The organism is Streptomyces sp. NPDC026589 (assembly GCF_040638385.1).
Taxonomy (GTDB): domain Bacteria; phylum Actinomycetota; class Actinomycetes; order Streptomycetales; family Streptomycetaceae; genus Streptomyces.
Genome location: NZ_JBEZYG010000004.1, coordinates 146,111 through 161,674 on the forward strand (window position 1 = coordinate 146,111; position 15,564 = coordinate 161,674).

Consider the following 15,564-nt stretch of genomic DNA (forward strand, 5'->3'; position numbering starts at 1 on the left):
CGTAATCGTGGGCGTATATCATCCCATCCGGTCGCCGGAGGTGCGGGAGCCGTCCGCCGGGCGGTCGGAGGCGTCACCCGCGGCTACTAGCTTGGATTCCTCACCTGCCGGGATGAGGGAGAACGTCCAGATGAACCGCAAGACCCTGGTGCTGCCGGCCGTCGTCGGCCTGCTCGCCCCCGTGCTCGCCGCCTGCGGCAGCACGGACAGCGGCGCCGGTGGCGACGGAGCCATCGTCGTCGGCACCACGGACCAGCTCGTGGCCTCCAAGGAGAACCCCGCGCCGCTCGACCCGGCCATCGGCTACGAGGCGGGCGTCTGGAACGTCCTGCGGCAGACCGTGCAGACCCTGACCACGGTGCCGAGCGGCGGAGGCGAACCGGTGCCCGAGGCCGCCCGCAGCTGCACCTTCACCGACACCGCGAACGAGAGCTACCGCTGCACCCTGCGGGCGGGCCTCACCTTCGCCGACGGGGCGCCCGTCACCGCCGAGGACGTGAAGCACTCCATCCAGCGCGTCATCGACATCGACGCGGACAGCGGGCCGGTCGGACTCCTCGCCAACATCGACATGATCGAGACCAAGGGCGACGACCAGGTGATCTTCCACCTGAACGCGCCCGACGCGACCTTCCCGTACAAGCTCGCCACCCCCGCCGCCGGCATCGTCCCGAAGGCGCAGTACCCGGCGAAGGAGGGCCGCACCGGCTTCCAGGTGAACGGCTCCGGCCCGTACACCATGGAGCCGCGGGTCGAGGACGGCCGGGTCGTCGAGATCGCCTTCACCAAGAACCCCTCGTACAAGGGCGAGCTGAAGGTCCTCAACGACGAGGTCGAGATGGCACTGTTCCCCGACGCCGAGGCCATGGGCAAGGCGCTCGACGAGGAGAAGATCCACATGATGACCCGGGCGATGTCGCCCCAGCAGGCCCGCGACATGCTCGTGGAGCCGGAGGAGGGCATCGAGCTCACCGAGCTGCCCGGCCTGGCCATCAGCTACCTCGGTTTCGACACCAAGGACCCCGCGGTCAGCAAGCCCGTCCGGCAGGCCATCGCGCAGATCGTCGACCGGGGCGCGATCGCGGGCAAGGTGTACGGCACCACCGCCGAACCGCTGTACTCGCTGATCCCGTCCAGCATCGCCGGGCACACCAACGCCTTCTTCAACAAGTACGGCGAGCCCAGCGCCGCCAAGGCCCGGGCGATCCTCGACGACGCCGGGATCAAGACGCCGGTGAAGTTCACCCTGCACTACACCAGCGACCACTACGGCCCGGCCACCGCCGAGGAGTTCAAGGCGATCCAGCAGCAGCTGAACAGCTCGGGCCTCTTCGACGTCTCCGTCCAGGGCAAGGAGTGGTCGCAGTACCGCCCCGAGCAGAAGCGCGGCGACTACGCGGCCTACGGCATGGGCTGGTTCCCCGACTTCCCGGACCCGGACAACTACACCGCGCCCTTCCTGGACGAGAACAACTTCCTCAACTCGCCCTACCGCTCGCGCGAGGCGCAGAAGGTCCTCATCCCGCAGTCCCGCCGCGAGACCGACCGCACCGCCGCCGGCCCCACCTACGAGAAGCTCCAGGACATCGTCGCCACCGATGTTCCGGTGCTGCCGATCTGGCAGGGCAAGCAGTACGTGGCCTCCCGGGACGGGATCGCCGGTGTGGAGCGCTCCGTCAGCGCCACCTCCGAACTCCAGCTCTGGGAGCTCAACCGGCCCAGCGTCTGAGACCCGACCGGAAAGCCGTCCGGCCCGGCCCCCTCCTGTTTCCAGGAGGGGGCCGGGCCGGACGGCTTCGTCGTGTGCGTGTGCGTGTGCGTTGTGGTGCGGGTGTGCGGGGCCGCTACTGCGCGCCGGGACGCACCAACCCGCTCTCGTACGCGTACACCGCGGCCTGCACCCGGTCGCGCAGGCCCAGCTTCGTCAGCACATGGCCCACATGCGTCTTGACCGTCGTCTCGCTGACGAACAGATCCGCCGCGATCTCCGCGTTGGACAGACCCCGCGCCACCAGCTTCAGCACCTCGACCTCACGGTCCGTCAGCGTGTGCAGGGCGTCCGGCACCGGGTCCTCGCCGGACGGCAGGTGATCCGCGTACTTGTCCAGCAGCCGGCGCGTGATGCTCGGCGCGAGCATCGCCTCGCCCGCCGCCACCACCCGGATCGCCTGGACCAGCTCCGCCGCCGGAGCGTCCTTCAGCAGGAACCCGCTTGCCCCGGCGCGCAGCGCCTCCACCACGTACTCGTCGAGATCGAAGGTGGTCAGCACCAGCACCTTCGCCGGGCCGTCCTTCCCGGGTCCGGTGATCTGACGCGTGGCCTCCACGCCGTCCATCCGCGGCATCCGGATGTCCATCAGCACCACATCGGGCTGCAGCGCCCGCACCTGATCGATGGCCTGCAGACCGTCACCGGCCTCACCGACCACCGCCAGATCGCCTTCGGCCTCCAGAATCATCCGGAAACCGGTGCGCAGCAGAGGCTGGTCATCGACCAGAAGGACGCGGATCGCCACAGGAACTCCTTAAGGGCCCTCAAGGGCCACGGCACGGCCGGCCTCGGCCTGGACCGGTCCCATTCTGCCCTGGCCATCCTCACCCGAATCCGCAGGGCGGACCGACAGCGGGTATACCGGGGGAGTCCCGCCGAATTCCGGACACACCGCCTGGTGGTCGCACCAGCCGCACAGCTTCGTCGGCCGAGGCCGCCAGTCACCGGTCTCCGTCGCCAGCGAGATCGCGTCCCACAGCGCCAGCAGCTTGCGCTCCACCCGCTCCAGGTCCGCCACCACCGGGTCGTACGTCAGCACGTCGCCGCTGCCCAGATAGACCAGCTGGAGGCGGCGCGGCACCACGCCCTTCAGCCGCCAGATCACCAGCGCGTAGAACGTCATCTGGAACAGCGGACCGTCGGAATACTCCGGCCGCGGCGCCTTCCCCGTCTTGTAGTCGACGATCCGGACCTCGCCGCTCGGCGCGACGTCCACCCGGTCGATCACCCCGCGCAGCCGCAGCCCCGACTCCAGCTCCGTCTCGACGAACAGCTCACGCTCCGCCGGCTCAAGACGCGTCGGGTCCTCCAGCGAGAACCACCGGTCCACCAACCGCTCCGCCTCACCCAGCCAGCGCGTCAGGCGCTCCCCCTCGGTGTCCCCGGCGAACAGCCCGGTCAGCTCCGGCTTCGACTCCAGCAGCCGGTCCCACTGGCCGGGAATCAGCGCCCGCGCCCGCGGCGCCGTCCGGTCGGCCGCCGGTGCGTCGAAGAGCCGCTCCAGCACCGCATGGACCAGTGTGCCGCGGGTAGCCGCCTCGCTGGGCTTCTCCGGCAGCTTGTCGATGACCCGGAAGCGGTAGAGCAAGGGACACTGCATGAAATCGCTCGCCCGCGACGGCGACAGGGACGAAGGCGGCTGGGGCGGCCGCGGCACGGAAGTCATGTCTCCAGACCCTACGGCCCGCCACTGACAGCGAGCGGCATACCATCGACGGCAGACCCTCGCACACTGCATGATCGTGGCAAAGGCCACTCACCGAACCGAAGGGACCCCGTGGACGACAGCGGCGACAGCGGGCGGCCGCAGCCCGGCGCAGGGGGAACGGCCCCCGGCACCGATCCCGAAAACGGCAAGCCGAAACGTCCCGCCGAGCCGGGCGGCGGCCTGCTCATGGGCCGGCCCTTCGGTGTGCCCGTCTACGTCGCCCCCAGCTGGTTCGTCGTCGCCGCGCTGATCACCTGGGTGTTCGGCGGCCAGCTCGACCGTGTGCTGCCCGAGCTGGGCGCCGCCCGCTACCTCGTCGCCCTGTTCTTCGCCATCGCCTTCTACGCCTCCGTGCTCGTCCACGAACTGGCCCACACGGTCGCCGCGCTGCGCTACAAGCTCCCCGTCCGCCGCATCCAGCTCCAGTTCTTCGGCGGCGTCTCGGAGATCGAGAAGGAGAGCGAGACACCCGGCCGCGAGTTCGTCCTGGCCTTCGTCGGACCGCTCCTGTCCCTGGTCCTCGGCGGCGTCTTCTACGGCGCGATGCAGTTCGTCGAGCCCGGCACGGTCCCCGGCGTCCTGGTCGCGGGCCTGATGATCTCCAACCTCATCGTGGCCGCCTTCAACCTGCTGCCCGGCCTGCCGCTGGACGGCGGCAGGATGCTCCGCGCCGTCGTCTGGAAGATCACCGGCAAGCCCATGAGCGGCACCATCGCCGCCGCCTGGGTCGGCCGCGGCCTCGCCGTCGTCGTCCTCGTCGGACTGCCGCTGCTCACCCACACCGGAGCACTCGGCGGCACCGCCCAGAACATCGGCGGCGTCGAGACCGTCATGGACGCGCTGCTCGCCGCGATCCTCGCGGGCATCATCTGGACCGGCGCCGGGAACAGCCTGCGCATGGCCCGCCTCCGCGAGCACCTGCCCGACCTCCGGGCCCGCACCCTGACCCGCCGCGCCGTCCCCGTCGAGTCCGCCACCCCGCTCTCCGAAGCGCTGCGCCGGGCCAACGAGGCGGGTGCCCGCGCCCTCGTCGTCGTCGACGGACAGGGCAACCCGAAGGGCGTCGTCCGCGAGGCCGCCATCGTCGGAGTCCCCGAACACCGCCGCCCCTGGGTCGCCGTCAGCGGCCTCGCCCAGGACCTCACCGACGGCATGAAGGTCCCTGCGGAACTGGCAGGCGAAGCCCTCCTGGACCGGCTCAAGGCCACCCCCGCCACCGAGTACCTGGTCGTCGAGGAGACCGGCGAGATCTACGGAGTCCTCTCCACCGCCGACGTGGAGCGCGCCTTCGTCAAGGCCATGGCCCGCCCCGGCGCCTGACGGCCCTCTTGGAGGGTCGGCGGCCGCGGCCCGGGCGGTCGACGGCCGCGGGCCTGGGCGGTCGGCGGCCCGGGAATCACCGGTAGGCTGGTCACATGTCTGAACCGACCGGTGCCGCCCGCCGACGTGGGCCCTTCAAGGTCGGGGACCAGGTACAGCTCACCGACCCCAAGGGCCGCCACTACACCTTCACGCTCGAAGCCGGAAAGAACTTCCACACCCACAAGGGTTCTTTCCCGCACGACGAGCTGATCGGTGCTCCCGAGGGCAGTGTTGTCCGCACCACGGGAAACGTCGCCTATCTCGCGCTGCGCCCCCTGCTCCCCGACTACGTCCTGTCCATGCCCCGCGGCGCTGCCGTGGTCTACCCCAAGGACGCCGGCCAGATCCTGGCCTTCGCCGACATCTTCCCCGGCGCCCGCGTCGTGGAGGCCGGGGTCGGATCCGGCTCGCTCAGCACCTTCCTGCTGCGCGCCATCGGCGAGCAGGGCATGCTGCACTCCTACGAGCGCCGCGAGGACTTCGCCGAGATCGCGCAGCAGAACGTCGAGCGCTACTTCGGCTCCCCGCACCCGGCCTGGCAGCTGACCGTCGGCGACCTCCAGGACAACCTCTCCGACACCGACGTCGACCGCGTCGTGCTGGACATGCTCGCCCCCTGGGAGTGCCTGGAGGCCGTCTCCAAGGCCCTGGTGCCCGGCGGCATCCTCTGCGCCTACGTGGCCACCACCACCCAGCTCTCGCGCACCGTCGAGTCCATCCGCGAGATCGGCTGCTTCGCCGAACCGCAGCCCTGGGAGTCGATGATCCGCAACTGGCACGTGGAGGGCCTCGCCGTCCGCCCCGACCACCGGATGATCGGCCACACCGGCTTCCTGGTCACCGCCCGCCGCCTCGCGGACGGCGTCGAGCCGCCGCTGCGCCGCCGCCGCCCGTCCAAGGGCGCCTACGGCGACGACTACGACGGACCCGGCAGCCAGAGCCGCGGAGGCTCCGCCGCCGACCGCGGCTGACCCGTCCAACGCACCGGCGCCGCCGCGCAGTTCCCCGACCGACCGGGGAACTGCGCGGCGGCGCCTTTTCGTTGCCCCCGCCGTTCCGCCCCGGTGTGAGGTGTGGCACGATGCCGGCAACCCCTCGGAGGTGTCCCCACCCCCTCACCGGGCTTCCAGGAACCATCAGGAGACATACCGCGTGCAGACCCCCGCGCTCCCGGATCTCGCCCACACCGCCGCCAAGCCGATGCACTGGCTCGTCACGGCCGCGGCGATGGCCGGGGTCGTCGCACTGGCCGGGCTGCTCCAGCCCCGTACGGCCACCGCCACCGCCACGGCCCCCGAGGAGCGGACCACCACACAGCACGGCGCCCCCGCTCCCGACCCGGCCGGCGTGGAGTTCCCGCTGGAGTGCGGCGGCGCCGGGACGACCGTCGCGAAGAAGGCCTCCGGGGACCTCGACGGTGACGGACGGCCGGAAACCGTCGCCGTGGTGCACTGCGCCGCCGGATCGGGGACCCCGCCCGGCGGCATCTACGTCCTGACACGGAGCAGCGGGGCCGCACCCCGGGTCGTGGCGACCCTGGTGGACCCCGCTGACAGGAAGACCGTCGGGGACTTCGCCGTACGTGACGGCCTCGTCTCGGCGACCCTGCTCGGCTACTCCTCGCTCGACGTGCCCCGCTGCTGCCCCGACCAGGAGGAACAGGCCTCCTGGCGGTGGAAGGGGAAGGCGTTCGTCCGCACCTCCGGGGACCTCGCGCGCAGCGTCTGAGCGCGCACTGCGAGGCTCCGGCCGGCGTCGGGGCGCGAGCCCCCCGTACCGGCTGGAGTACTAGTCGGCGTCGGGTCCGTACACCTCGACGCTGTCCTTGACGCGCCGCACGTGGATGCAGTCCCCGGGGCACTCCTTGGCCGAATCGACGACGTCCTGGAGGAGCGGCAGCGGCACCGGCGTGGTCGCCCCCGGGCTCTGCAGGAGCTCGTCGTCGCCGCTCTTCACATAGGCCAGGCCGTCGATGTCCAGCTCGAAGACGTCGGGGGCGTACTGCACACAGATGCCGTCGCCCGTACAGAGGTCCTGGTCGATCCAGACCTCCAGGTCCTGCGTGTCACTGTCGCCCGGCGAGTCCTGCTGCACGGTCATGTGTCCTGCCGTTCCTGCGTATCTGAACCAATTGGAGCCAGCCCTGACGGGTGTTGAACAGTTCGACGATACAACCGGCGGCTTTCCGGTGGCGAAGGGTGGGTATTCCCTTGACGTGAGGGAGAGCGCAAGGGTGAAGATCGGACACGCCCCGCAGTCTTTGTGATCTAGGGGTTTCAATCACCACCCACCCAGGTAGGGTCAGGAAGCGTCCAGCTCCCCATGGAGGAGGTGAGGACCGTGGCAGCCCACGACGACGACATCAACCGCGGCATCCGGCCCGCGCGAGGGTCAGAGGACCCAGCCGGCCAGGTTGCCTATCTCGAGCAGGAGATCGCCGTCCTGCGACGTAAGCTCGCCGACTCTCCGCGTCACTCGAGGATTCTCGAAGAGCGGATCGTCGAGTTGCAGACGAACCTGGCAGGCGTGTCCGCACAGAACGAGCGGCTCGCCAACACGCTCCGTGAGGCGCGTGACCAGATCGTGGCCCTCAAGGAGGAGGTCGACCGGCTGGCGCAGCCGCCGGCCGGCTTCGGCGTCTTCCTGCAGGCCAACGAGGACGGCACCTGCGACATCTTCACCGGGGGCCGCAAGCTCCGGGTGAACGTGAGCCCCAGTGTCGAGCTCGAGGACCTCCGGCGTGGCCAGGAGGTCATGCTCAACGAAGCGCTCAACGTGGTCGAGGCCATGCAGTTCGAGCGCGCCGGGGACATCGTCACCCTCAAGGAGATCCTTGAGGACGGCGAGCGCGCCCTGGTGGTCGGGCACACCGACGAGGAGAGGGTGGTGCGGCTCGCCGAGCCGTTGCTGGACATCACCATCCGCTCCGGCGACGCCCTGCTCCTGGACTCCAGGTCGGGTTACGTCTATGAGGTGGTCCCCAAGAGCGAGGTCGAGGAGCTGGTCCTCGAAGAGGTCCCGGACATCGACTACGACAAGATCGGCGGCCTGGGCGACCAGATCGAGCTGATCCGCGACGCGGTCGAGCTTCCGTACCTGCACCCCGACCTCTTCAAGGAGCACGAGCTCCGCCCGCCGAAGGGCATCCTGCTCTACGGTCCGCCCGGCTGTGGCAAGACCCTCATCGCCAAGGCCGTCGCCAATTCGCTCGCCAAGAAGGTCGCCGAGGTCACCGGGCAGCCCGCGGGGAAGAGCTACTTCCTCAATATCAAGGGCCCCGAGCTCCTCAACAAGTACGTCGGCGAGACCGAGCGGCACATCCGCCTGGTCTTCCAGCGTGCGAGGGAGAAGGCGAGCGAGGGTACCCCCGTCATCGTCTTCTTCGACGAGATGGAGTCCCTCTTCCGCACCCGCGGCAGCGGCGTCAGCTCGGACGTGGAGAACACCATCGTCCCGCAGCTGCTCGCCGAGATCGACGGTGTGGAGGGCCTGGAGAACGTCATCGTCATCGGCGCCTCCAACCGCGAGGACATGATCGACCCCGCCATCCTGCGACCCGGCCGCCTCGATGTGAAGATCAAGATCGAGCGTCCGGACGCCGAGGCGGCGAAGGACATCTTCGCGAAGTACCTCACCCCGGGGCTCCCGCTGCACGCGGACGATCTGGCCGAGCACACCGGCTCCCGGCCGGCCGCCGCCCACGCCATGATCCAGTCCGTCGTGGAGCGGATGTACACGGAGTCAGAGGAGAACCGCTTCCTGGAGGTCACGTACGCCAACGGCGACAAGGAAGTCCTCTACTTCAAGGACTTCAACTCCGGCGCGATGATTCAGAACATCGTCGACCGGGCGAAGAAAATGGCCATCAAGGCATTCCTGGAACAAGGCCAGAAGGGGCTGCGGGTCGCTCATCTCCTGCAGGCCTGTGTGGACGAGTTCAAGGAGAACGAGGACCTGCCGAACACGACCAACCCGGACGACTGGGCCAGGATTTCCGGCAAGAAGGGTGAGCGGATCGTCTTCATCCGCACACTCGTCACCGGAAAGCAGGGTGCGGACACCGGCCGTTCCATCGATACGGTGGCCAATACCGGCCAATACCTGTAATACACGGACCGGCTGCGGAAGCCCCCAGGGGCCTCCGCAGCCGGTTTCATTCCCCCGTTCCGGCCGAGCCGGAGCAATGTCGTAATGGAGCTCCCCACCGGCGCAGAGGCGCTCTAGGCTCTGCGGTACCGCCGAGTCGCGCAGTGCGGTGACGGGCACCGCACACGCACCGGACACAGCAGCGGTACTTGAGCGTCGTCCCCGGAGGGGCCGACGCCGGGCAAGGAGGGCCGCATGACCGTACGGCGAGTAATGGGCATCGAGACCGAGTACGGGATCTCCGTCCCCGGCCACCCCAACGCCAATGCCATGCTCACCTCGTCCCAGATCGTCAACGCCTACGCGGCGGCGATGCACCGGGCGCGCCGCGCCCGCTGGGACTTCGAGGAGGAGAACCCGCTGCGTGACGCGCGAGGCTTCGACCTCGCCCGGGAGACCGCCGACTCCAGTCAGCTGACCGACGAGGACATCGGCCTGGCCAATGTCATCCTCACCAACGGCGCCCGGCTGTACGTCGACCACGCGCACCCCGAATACAGCTCCCCGGAGATCACCAATCCGCGCGACGCGGTGCTCTGGGACAAGGCCGGCGAACGGATCATGGCGGAGGCGGCCGAGCGGGCGGCCGCCATCCCGGGCGCGCAGCCGATCCACCTCTACAAGAACAACACCGACAACAAGGGCGCCTCCTACGGCACGCACGAGAACTACCTCATGCAGCGGGAGACGCCGTTCTCGGACATCGTGCGCCATCTGACGCCGTTCTTCGTCTCGCGCCAGGTCGTCACGGGCGCGGGCCGGGTCGGCATCGGCCAGGACGGCAACGAGCACGGCTTCCAGATCAGTCAGCGCGCCGACTACTTCGAGGTCGAGGTCGGGCTGGAGACCACGCTCAAGCGCCCCATCATCAACACCCGGGACGAGCCGCACTCCGACGCCGAGAAGTATCGCCGGCTCCACGTGATCATCGGCGACGCCAACCTCTCGGAGATCTCCACCTATCTCAAGCTCGGCACCACGTCCCTGGTGCTGTCCATGATCGAGGACGCCTTCATCAACGTCGACCTCGCGGTCGACCAGCCCGTGCGCACCCTGCACCAGGTCTCCCACGACCCGGACCTGCGGCAGCTGATCACGCTCCGCAGCGGCCGGACGCTCACCGCGGTCCAGCTCCAGATGGAGTACTTCGAGCTGGCCCGCAAGTACGTCGACGAGCGGTACGGCGCGGACGCCGACGAGCAGACCAAGGACATCCTGACCCGCTGGGAGGACACCCTCAACCGGCTGGAGACCGATCCGATGAGCCTGGCGGGCGAGCTGGACTGGATCGCCAAGCGGGAGCTCATGGAGGGCTACCGCCGCCGCGACGCGCTGGACTGGGACGCGCCCCGGCTGCATCTGGTGGATCTCCAGTACGCGGACGTACGGCCCGACAAGGGCCTCTACAACCGCCTGGCGGCCCGCGGGAAGATGAAGCGCCTCCTGGACGAGGACGAGGTCACCAGGGCCCGTACGAAGCCCCCGGAGGACACCAGGGCCTACTTCCGCGGGCGCTGCCTGGAGCAGTACGCCGACGACGTCGCGGCGGCCTCGTGGGACTCGGTGATCTTCGACCTGCCGGACCGCGACTCCCTGCAACGGGTGCCCACCCTGGAACCGCTGCGCGGCACGAAGGAACACGTCAAGGACCTGCTGGACCGCTGCCGGACGGCGGAGGAGCTGGTCCGGGTGCTGTCGGGCGGCTGAAAGGCCTCCGGGCTGGGAATCAATCACCTGAGGCGCGGGCGTTGCATCAACTACCGGGTCAAATGTCGGACCCCGTGGGTAGGGTCTGATCAAGAGCTTCGATTGCTTCGAACCGAGCGGGGTGAGCTACATGGCGACCAAGGACACCGGCGGCGGACAGCAGAAGGCGACACGTTCCACCGAGGAGGTCGAGGAGCAGGCGCAGGACGCGCAGGCGTCCGAGGACCTCGCGGAGCGCCAGGAGAAGCTGAGCGACGACGTCGACTCGGTCCTGGACGAGATCGACGACGTCCTGGAGGAGAACGCCGAGGACTTCGTTCGGTCCTTCGTTCAAAAGGGTGGAGAGTAGTTCACCAGTGTGAACGCCCGGAGGTGTTCCGGGAGCTCACGCGGACATGCGCGCAGACAACGGGGGGAGGGGGTGCCGGCGTTCGCCACGGCGTGCGTCGTCACCCCCCGCCCGCCGGTCCGGGGGCCGTTTCCCGTTCCCGCCGGATCGGTGCGGATAACCCCCTCCGAACATGTGGATCACTCCCGTCGGGCGGGTAGGGTCCGTGGCGTACGTACGTGGTACTTGCTTCAACGGCAATCCGGCCATCGGCAAGTCGGGGGATGATCCTGACTCTCCTGCGCAGGGCCATCGCATACCTGGAGGGAAACGCGTGGAAGCCAACACTCGTAGCACCGGGCGTCTACCAGCTGCCTTCCTGACGCCGGGCTCGTCCTCGTTCATGGACTTCCTGTCCGACCAGTCGCCCGAGATGCTCCCGGGCAACCGGAGTCTGCCGCCGCTCAAGGGGACCATCGAGGCGCCGCACGGGACGACCATCGTCTCGGCGTCCTTCCCCGGTGGCGTGGTCCTGGCAGGCGACCGGCGAGCCACCATGGGCAACATGATCGCGTCGCGCGACATGCAGAAGGTCTTCCCGGCCGACGAGTACTCCGCGGTGGGCATCGCCGGCACCGCCGGACTGGCTGTGGAGATGGTCAAGCTGTTCCAGCTGGAGCTGGAGCACTTCGAGAAGGTCGAGGGCGCCCAGCTCTCCCTGGAGGGGAAGGCCAACCGCCTCTCCACCATGATCCGCAGCAACCTCGCCATGGCCATGCAGGGCCTCGCCGTGGTGCCGCTCTTCGCCGGCTACGACGTCGACCGCGAGAAGGGCCGCATCTTCTCCTACGACGTCACCGGCGGCCGTACCGAGGAGAGCGGCTACGCGGCCACCGGCTCCGGGTCGATCTTCGCCCGCAACGCGATGAAGAAGCTCTACCGCGAGGACCTGACGGAGGAGCAGGCCCTCACCCTGGTCGTGCAGGCGCTGTACGACGCGGCGGACGACGACTCGGCGACCGGCGGCCCCGACGTGGCCCGCCGCATCTACCCGATCGTCACCGTCATCACCGACGAAGGCTTCCGGAGGCTGACCGACCAGGAGTCCTCCGAGATCGCGCGCTCCATCCTGGAACGCCGACTCGAGCAGCCCGACGGCCCGCGCGCCGCGCTGCTCTGATCCGGACCTCCAGCCTCCAGACGCACTCGTCACTGACAGAAAGGGACGGATAGCCGGTGTCGACGCCGTTCTATGTCTCACCCCAGCAGGCCATGGCCGACCGGGCGGAATACGCCCGCAAGGGCATCGCCCGTGGTCGCAGCCTCGTTGTGCTGCAGTATGCCGACGGCATTGTGTTCGTCGGCGAGAACCCGTCCCGCGCTCTGCACAAGTTCAGCGAGATCTATGACCGGATCGGCTTCGCGGCCGCCGGCAAGTACAACGAGTACGAGAACCTCCGCATCGGCGGCGTGCGCTACGCCGATCTGCGTGGATACACCTACGACCGGGACGATGTGACGGCCCGTGGGCTGGCCAACGTCTACGCCCAGACGCTCGGCACCATCTTCTCCAGCGCGGCCGAGAAGCCGTACGAGGTGGAGCTGGTGGTCGCCGAGGTCGGCAGCGCCGCCGAAGGTGACCAGATCTACCGGCTGCCGCACGACGGTTCGATCGTCGACGAGCACGGCTCGGTCGCGGTCGGCGGCAACTCCGAACAGATCAGCACCTTCCTCGATCAGCGTCACCGCGACGGGATGACGCTGGCCGAGGCGCTCAAGCTGGCCGTCCAGGCGCTCTCGCGGGAGCCGGGCGGCGGCGAGCGGGAGATCCCGGCGGAACGGCTGGAGGTCGCGGTCCTGGACCGCACCCGCCCCCAGCAGCGCAAGTTCAAGCGGATCGTCGGCCGTCAGCTGGCCCGGCTGCTGGACACGGAGACCGCCGGCAGCACACCGACGGACGCCCCGTCCGACACCGAGGACACCGACATCACGGACGGCACCGACAGTGCCGACAGCACTCCCGACTCCACGGAGGAGACGGACAAGTAGAGGACGAGCGGCGCCCCTCGGGGCGCCGCGCCCCCGGGTCCCGGCCCGGGGGCACCGTCATGTCCGGGCGGCGGGCGGCGGCGCCGTGGAGCCGCGTACGACGAGCCGGACCGGCAGACCGCCCCGCTGGACGGGGCGGCCGTCCAGCACCGCGAGCAGCGCCTCCATGCCCCGCTCCCCGACCTGCTCCGCCGGCAGCCGCACCGTGGTCAGCTCCGGCTCCAGCGCGGTGGCCAGCGCCAGATCGTCGAATCCGGTGACCGACAGTTCGTCCGGCACCCGCAGCCCGAGCCTGCGGGCCGCCTTGCAGGCCCCGGCGGCCAGAATGTCGTCGTCGCAGATGATCGCGGTGGGCCGGTCCCCGGGAGCCGACAGAGCCTGTTCGGCCGCCTCGCGCCCCGCCCGGACCTCCAGAGGGGCGCGCACCGTGCGCACCGTCACGTCCCCCGCCGCTCCCAGCACGTCGTGCAGCGCCTCGGCGCGCACGGCGAACGTCCAGGTGTCCACGGCGGACGCCAGATGCAGGAAGCGGCGGTGGCCGAGCCCCAGCAGGTGGCCCGTCACCTGCCGCATCCCGTCGGCGATGTCGAGGTTCACACGGGCGGCGGGTCCGGTGTCCGAGGGGTCGCTGTCCAGCATCACCAGCGGCAGATCCGCCCCGTGCAGCGCGCCCAGCGCGTCGGCTGCCATCGAGGACGCGATGACCCCGTCGAGCGCGGCGCGGGCCGAGGCGAACGGGTCCCGGGCCGGGCCCGTGCCGTCGGGCGAGGGGTAGAGCACCACGCCGAAGTCGTGCTCGGCGGCGAGCTCCGCGGCCCCGGCGTACACCCGCGCGAAGAACTCGTTGGTGAGCGCGGGCACCACCAGCAGCGCGGTCCTGGTGCGGCCGAGCCGCAGACTGCGCGCCGCCAGATTGGGCCGGTAGCCGATCTGCGCCGCGGTGTCCCGGACCCGCTGGGCCGTGGCCTCCGACACCCTGCCCGGCCACTTCCCGCCGAGCACCAGGGAGACCGTCGCCTGGGAGACGCCCGCCGCACGGGCCACGTCGCGGCTGGTGGGCCGGGCGGGGCCGGGCTGATGCGCGCTGGTCACTCGTGCCTCCGTGCGGGATGTTTCCGTAACGCCGCGAGGTGGACCCGCGAACTGCGCACATGGTACGTATGAACCTCGACGTTATACGTAACACCTCGCGGGCGGCACAGCCGGTCGGGGCGGAGAGGGGCGGACATGGCCGCGGGATATCTGGAGATCCTCCGGGCGCGGCATGCCGCCCGGCTGCTGACGGGCACCCTCGTGGGGCGGCTGCCCAACGGCACCGCGCACATCGCGATCGTGCTGTTCACCCGGGCGGAGGGCGGCAGCTACACCCTGGCCGGCGTGCTCGCCGCCGCCTACGGACTGGCCACCGCCGTCGGACAGCCGCTGCTCGGCCGGGCGGTCGACCTCTACGGGCAGCCCCGTGTCCAGCTCCCGGCCGCCGTGGTCTCCGCGCTCGGCATGACGCTGCTGGCCGTCACCGGCCTCTCCTCGCTCCCGCTGGCCTACCTCGCCGTCATCATCGCCGGAGTCGCCACACCGCCGCTGGAGGGCGGCCTGCGGGCCCTGTGGCCCAGCGTCCTCAAGGGCGAGGGCCAGGTGCACCGGGCCTACGCCCTGGACGCCGTGGCGCAGGAGATCATGTTCACCGTAGGTCCGCTCCTGGTGACGCTGCTCGTATCGCTCTGGTCGCCTGCCGCCGCGTTGCTCGTCATCAACGCCATCGGGGTCCTCGGCGCCCTCTCGGTCGTCCTGTCCGAGCCCTCGCGCACCTGGCGCTCCGCGCCCCGGGAGGCGCACTGGCTCGGCGCCCTGCGCTCGCCCGGGCTCCTCGCCCTGCTCGGCGCGTTCTTCTTCGTCGGGCTCGCCCTCGGCTCCATCACGGTGGCCGGGGTGGCGTACGCGGACGACCACGGCCGGGAGTCGGTGTACGGGTGGCTGATGGCCGCACTCGGGCTCGGCGCGCTGATCGGCGGGCTCGGCTACGGGGCGCGGCAGTGGGCCGGCCCACCCGAGAAGCGGCTGCGGGTCATCGTCGGGCTGCTGGCACTGGGCTATCTGCCGCTGACGCTCACCCCCTCGGTGCCCGTCATGACCGCCCTCGCCGCCCTCGCCGGAGTGTTCCTCGCACCGGCCATCGCCTGCTCCTTCATCGTGGTCGACCGGCACGCCCCGCGCGGCACGGTGACCGAGGCGTTCTCCTGGCTCGTCACCACGTTCGGCGTGGGCGCGGCGGCCGGCACGGCCGTCGCGGGGCCGGCCGTCGAACTCGGCTCGACGGCCTGGAGCTTCGCCGTCGCCGGGGCCGGGGGAGTGGCCGCCCTGGCGGTCCTCCTGGCCACCGGGAACGTGCTCGCGCCCCCCTCCCGTACGCCCGCCGTCGTGACGGGATCGGAAAATGATCGAAACGGAGCCGTCGAACCCGGTTTCAGCTCAGGCCATAAGGCGTAATGTTCA

The 15,564-nt window shown here is 70.1% G+C and carries 14 protein-coding genes and 1 pseudogene; 11 read left to right on the forward strand and 4 right to left on the reverse strand.

Translation table 11 applies throughout. The annotated features are described in order from the left end of the window. Positions 1-130: 130 nt before the first annotated feature. Positions 131-1,729, forward strand: coding sequence for an ABC transporter substrate-binding protein (locus AB0F29_RS08765; RefSeq protein ID WP_361869039.1), 1,599 nt, complete (start codon positions 131-133; stop codon positions 1,727-1,729). Between the two features lie 115 nt (positions 1,730-1,844). Here AB0F29_RS08765 and AB0F29_RS08770 read toward each other — a convergent pair whose 3' ends face one another. Together AB0F29_RS08770 and AB0F29_RS08775 are read right to left on the reverse strand one after the other, a co-directional pair. Then, positions 1,845-2,516, reverse strand: coding sequence for a response regulator transcription factor (locus AB0F29_RS08770; protein ID WP_003970158.1), 672 nt, complete (start codon positions 2,514-2,516; stop codon positions 1,845-1,847). Between the two features lie 9 nt (positions 2,517-2,525). Continuing rightward, on the reverse strand, positions 2,526-3,371 hold the full coding sequence (locus tag AB0F29_RS08775) for a PD-(D/E)XK nuclease family protein (RefSeq protein ID WP_322784846.1): 846 nt from the start codon (positions 3,369-3,371) through the stop codon (positions 2,526-2,528). 177 nt (positions 3,372-3,548) lie between these two features. On the opposite strand from AB0F29_RS08775, the gene AB0F29_RS08780 reads away from it, so the two are divergent. The 3 genes from AB0F29_RS08780 (at position 3,549) to AB0F29_RS08790 (ending at position 6,569) form a co-directional block, all read left to right on the forward strand. Then, complete coding sequence (locus tag AB0F29_RS08780; protein WP_361869043.1) at positions 3,549-4,799, forward strand: site-2 protease family protein; 1,251 nt, start codon at positions 3,549-3,551, stop codon at positions 4,797-4,799. A 95-nt stretch (positions 4,800-4,894) separates the two neighbouring features. Next, entirely contained in the window at positions 4,895-5,812 is a 918-nt protein-coding gene (locus AB0F29_RS08785) for a tRNA (adenine-N1)-methyltransferase (RefSeq protein WP_018959530.1), read from the forward strand. A 181-nt stretch (positions 5,813-5,993) separates the two neighbouring features. Next, positions 5,994-6,569 carry a hypothetical protein gene (locus AB0F29_RS08790; protein WP_361869046.1) on the forward strand — a complete coding sequence of 192 codons (576 nt, stop codon included), beginning with the start codon at positions 5,994-5,996 and terminating at the stop codon, positions 6,567-6,569. A gap of 60 nt (positions 6,570-6,629) precedes the next feature. Here the strand turns inward: AB0F29_RS08790 and AB0F29_RS08795 are convergent, their stop codons facing one another. Beyond that, the gene (locus AB0F29_RS08795) at positions 6,630-6,941 is read right to left on the reverse strand and encodes a ferredoxin (RefSeq protein WP_018959528.1); all 312 of its coding nucleotides are present in this window, start codon (positions 6,939-6,941) and stop codon (positions 6,630-6,632) included. 240 nt (positions 6,942-7,181) lie between these two features. Here AB0F29_RS08795 and arc point away from each other — a divergent pair, with 240 nt between their 5' ends. The 6 genes and pseudogenes from arc to prcA all read left to right on the forward strand — a co-directional run bounded on the left by arc (position 7,182) and on the right by prcA (position 13,071). After that, positions 7,182-8,948 (forward strand): proteasome ATPase, encoded by a 1,767-nt coding sequence (gene arc, locus AB0F29_RS08800; protein WP_361869049.1) that lies wholly within the window; start codon positions 7,182-7,184, stop codon positions 8,946-8,948. Between the two features lie 234 nt (positions 8,949-9,182). After that, entirely contained in the window at positions 9,183-10,694 is a 1,512-nt protein-coding gene (dop, locus tag AB0F29_RS08805) for a depupylase/deamidase Dop (protein ID WP_361327925.1), read from the forward strand. A 130-nt stretch (positions 10,695-10,824) separates the two neighbouring features. Continuing rightward, entirely contained in the window at positions 10,825-11,043 is a 219-nt protein-coding gene (locus tag AB0F29_RS08810) for a ubiquitin-like protein Pup (RefSeq protein ID WP_010057120.1), read from the forward strand. Between the two features lie 162 nt (positions 11,044-11,205). Next, a pseudogene (locus tag AB0F29_RS08815) lies at positions 11,206-11,405 on the forward strand (endonuclease domain-containing protein); the annotation flags it as partial. Next, positions 11,357-12,202: a proteasome subunit beta gene (prcB, locus tag AB0F29_RS08820; RefSeq protein WP_361869053.1), complete on the forward strand. Its 846-nt coding sequence runs from the start codon at positions 11,357-11,359 to the stop codon at positions 12,200-12,202. The pseudogene AB0F29_RS08815 and the gene prcB, both read left to right, overlap by 49 nt. 56 nt (positions 12,203-12,258) lie before the next feature. Further along, on the forward strand, positions 12,259-13,071 hold the full coding sequence (gene prcA, locus AB0F29_RS08825; RefSeq protein ID WP_361869056.1) for a proteasome subunit alpha: 813 nt from the start codon (positions 12,259-12,261) through the stop codon (positions 13,069-13,071). Positions 13,072-13,128: 57 nt separating this feature from the next. Here the strand turns inward: prcA and AB0F29_RS08830 are convergent, their stop codons facing one another. Further along, positions 13,129-14,163, reverse strand: coding sequence for a LacI family DNA-binding transcriptional regulator (locus AB0F29_RS08830; RefSeq protein WP_361869058.1), 1,035 nt, complete (start codon positions 14,161-14,163; stop codon positions 13,129-13,131). Positions 14,164-14,298: 135 nt separating this feature from the next. Between AB0F29_RS08830 and AB0F29_RS08835 the strand changes: the two genes are divergently transcribed. Further along, positions 14,299-15,558, forward strand: a complete 1,260-nt coding sequence (locus AB0F29_RS08835; RefSeq protein ID WP_361869060.1) for an MFS transporter — start codon at positions 14,299-14,301, stop codon at positions 15,556-15,558. The last annotated feature ends 6 nt before the right edge of the window (positions 15,559-15,564 follow it).

Bases quoted from the DNA above. Each gene is read 5' to 3' on its own strand.
- AB0F29_RS08765 (WP_361869039.1), top strand. From the start codon at position 131: ATGAACCGCAAGACCCTGGTGCTGCCGGCCGTCGTCGGCCTGCTCGCC.
- AB0F29_RS08775 (WP_322784846.1), bottom strand. From the start codon at position 3,371: ATGCAGTGTCCCTTGCTCTACCGCTTCCGGGTCATCGACAAGCTGCCG.
- AB0F29_RS08785 (WP_018959530.1), top strand. From the start codon at position 4,895: ATGTCTGAACCGACCGGTGCCGCCCGCCGACGTGGGCCCTTCAAGGTC.
- AB0F29_RS08795 (WP_018959528.1), bottom strand. From the start codon at position 6,941: ATGACCGTGCAGCAGGACTCGCCGGGCGACAGTGACACGCAGGACCTG.
- dop (WP_361327925.1), top strand. From the start codon at position 9,183: ATGACCGTACGGCGAGTAATGGGCATCGAGACCGAGTACGGGATCTCC.
- AB0F29_RS08810 (WP_010057120.1), top strand. From the start codon at position 10,825: ATGGCGACCAAGGACACCGGCGGCGGACAGCAGAAGGCGACACGTTCC.
- AB0F29_RS08835 (WP_361869060.1), top strand. From the start codon at position 14,299: ATGGCCGCGGGATATCTGGAGATCCTCCGGGCGCGGCATGCCGCCCGG.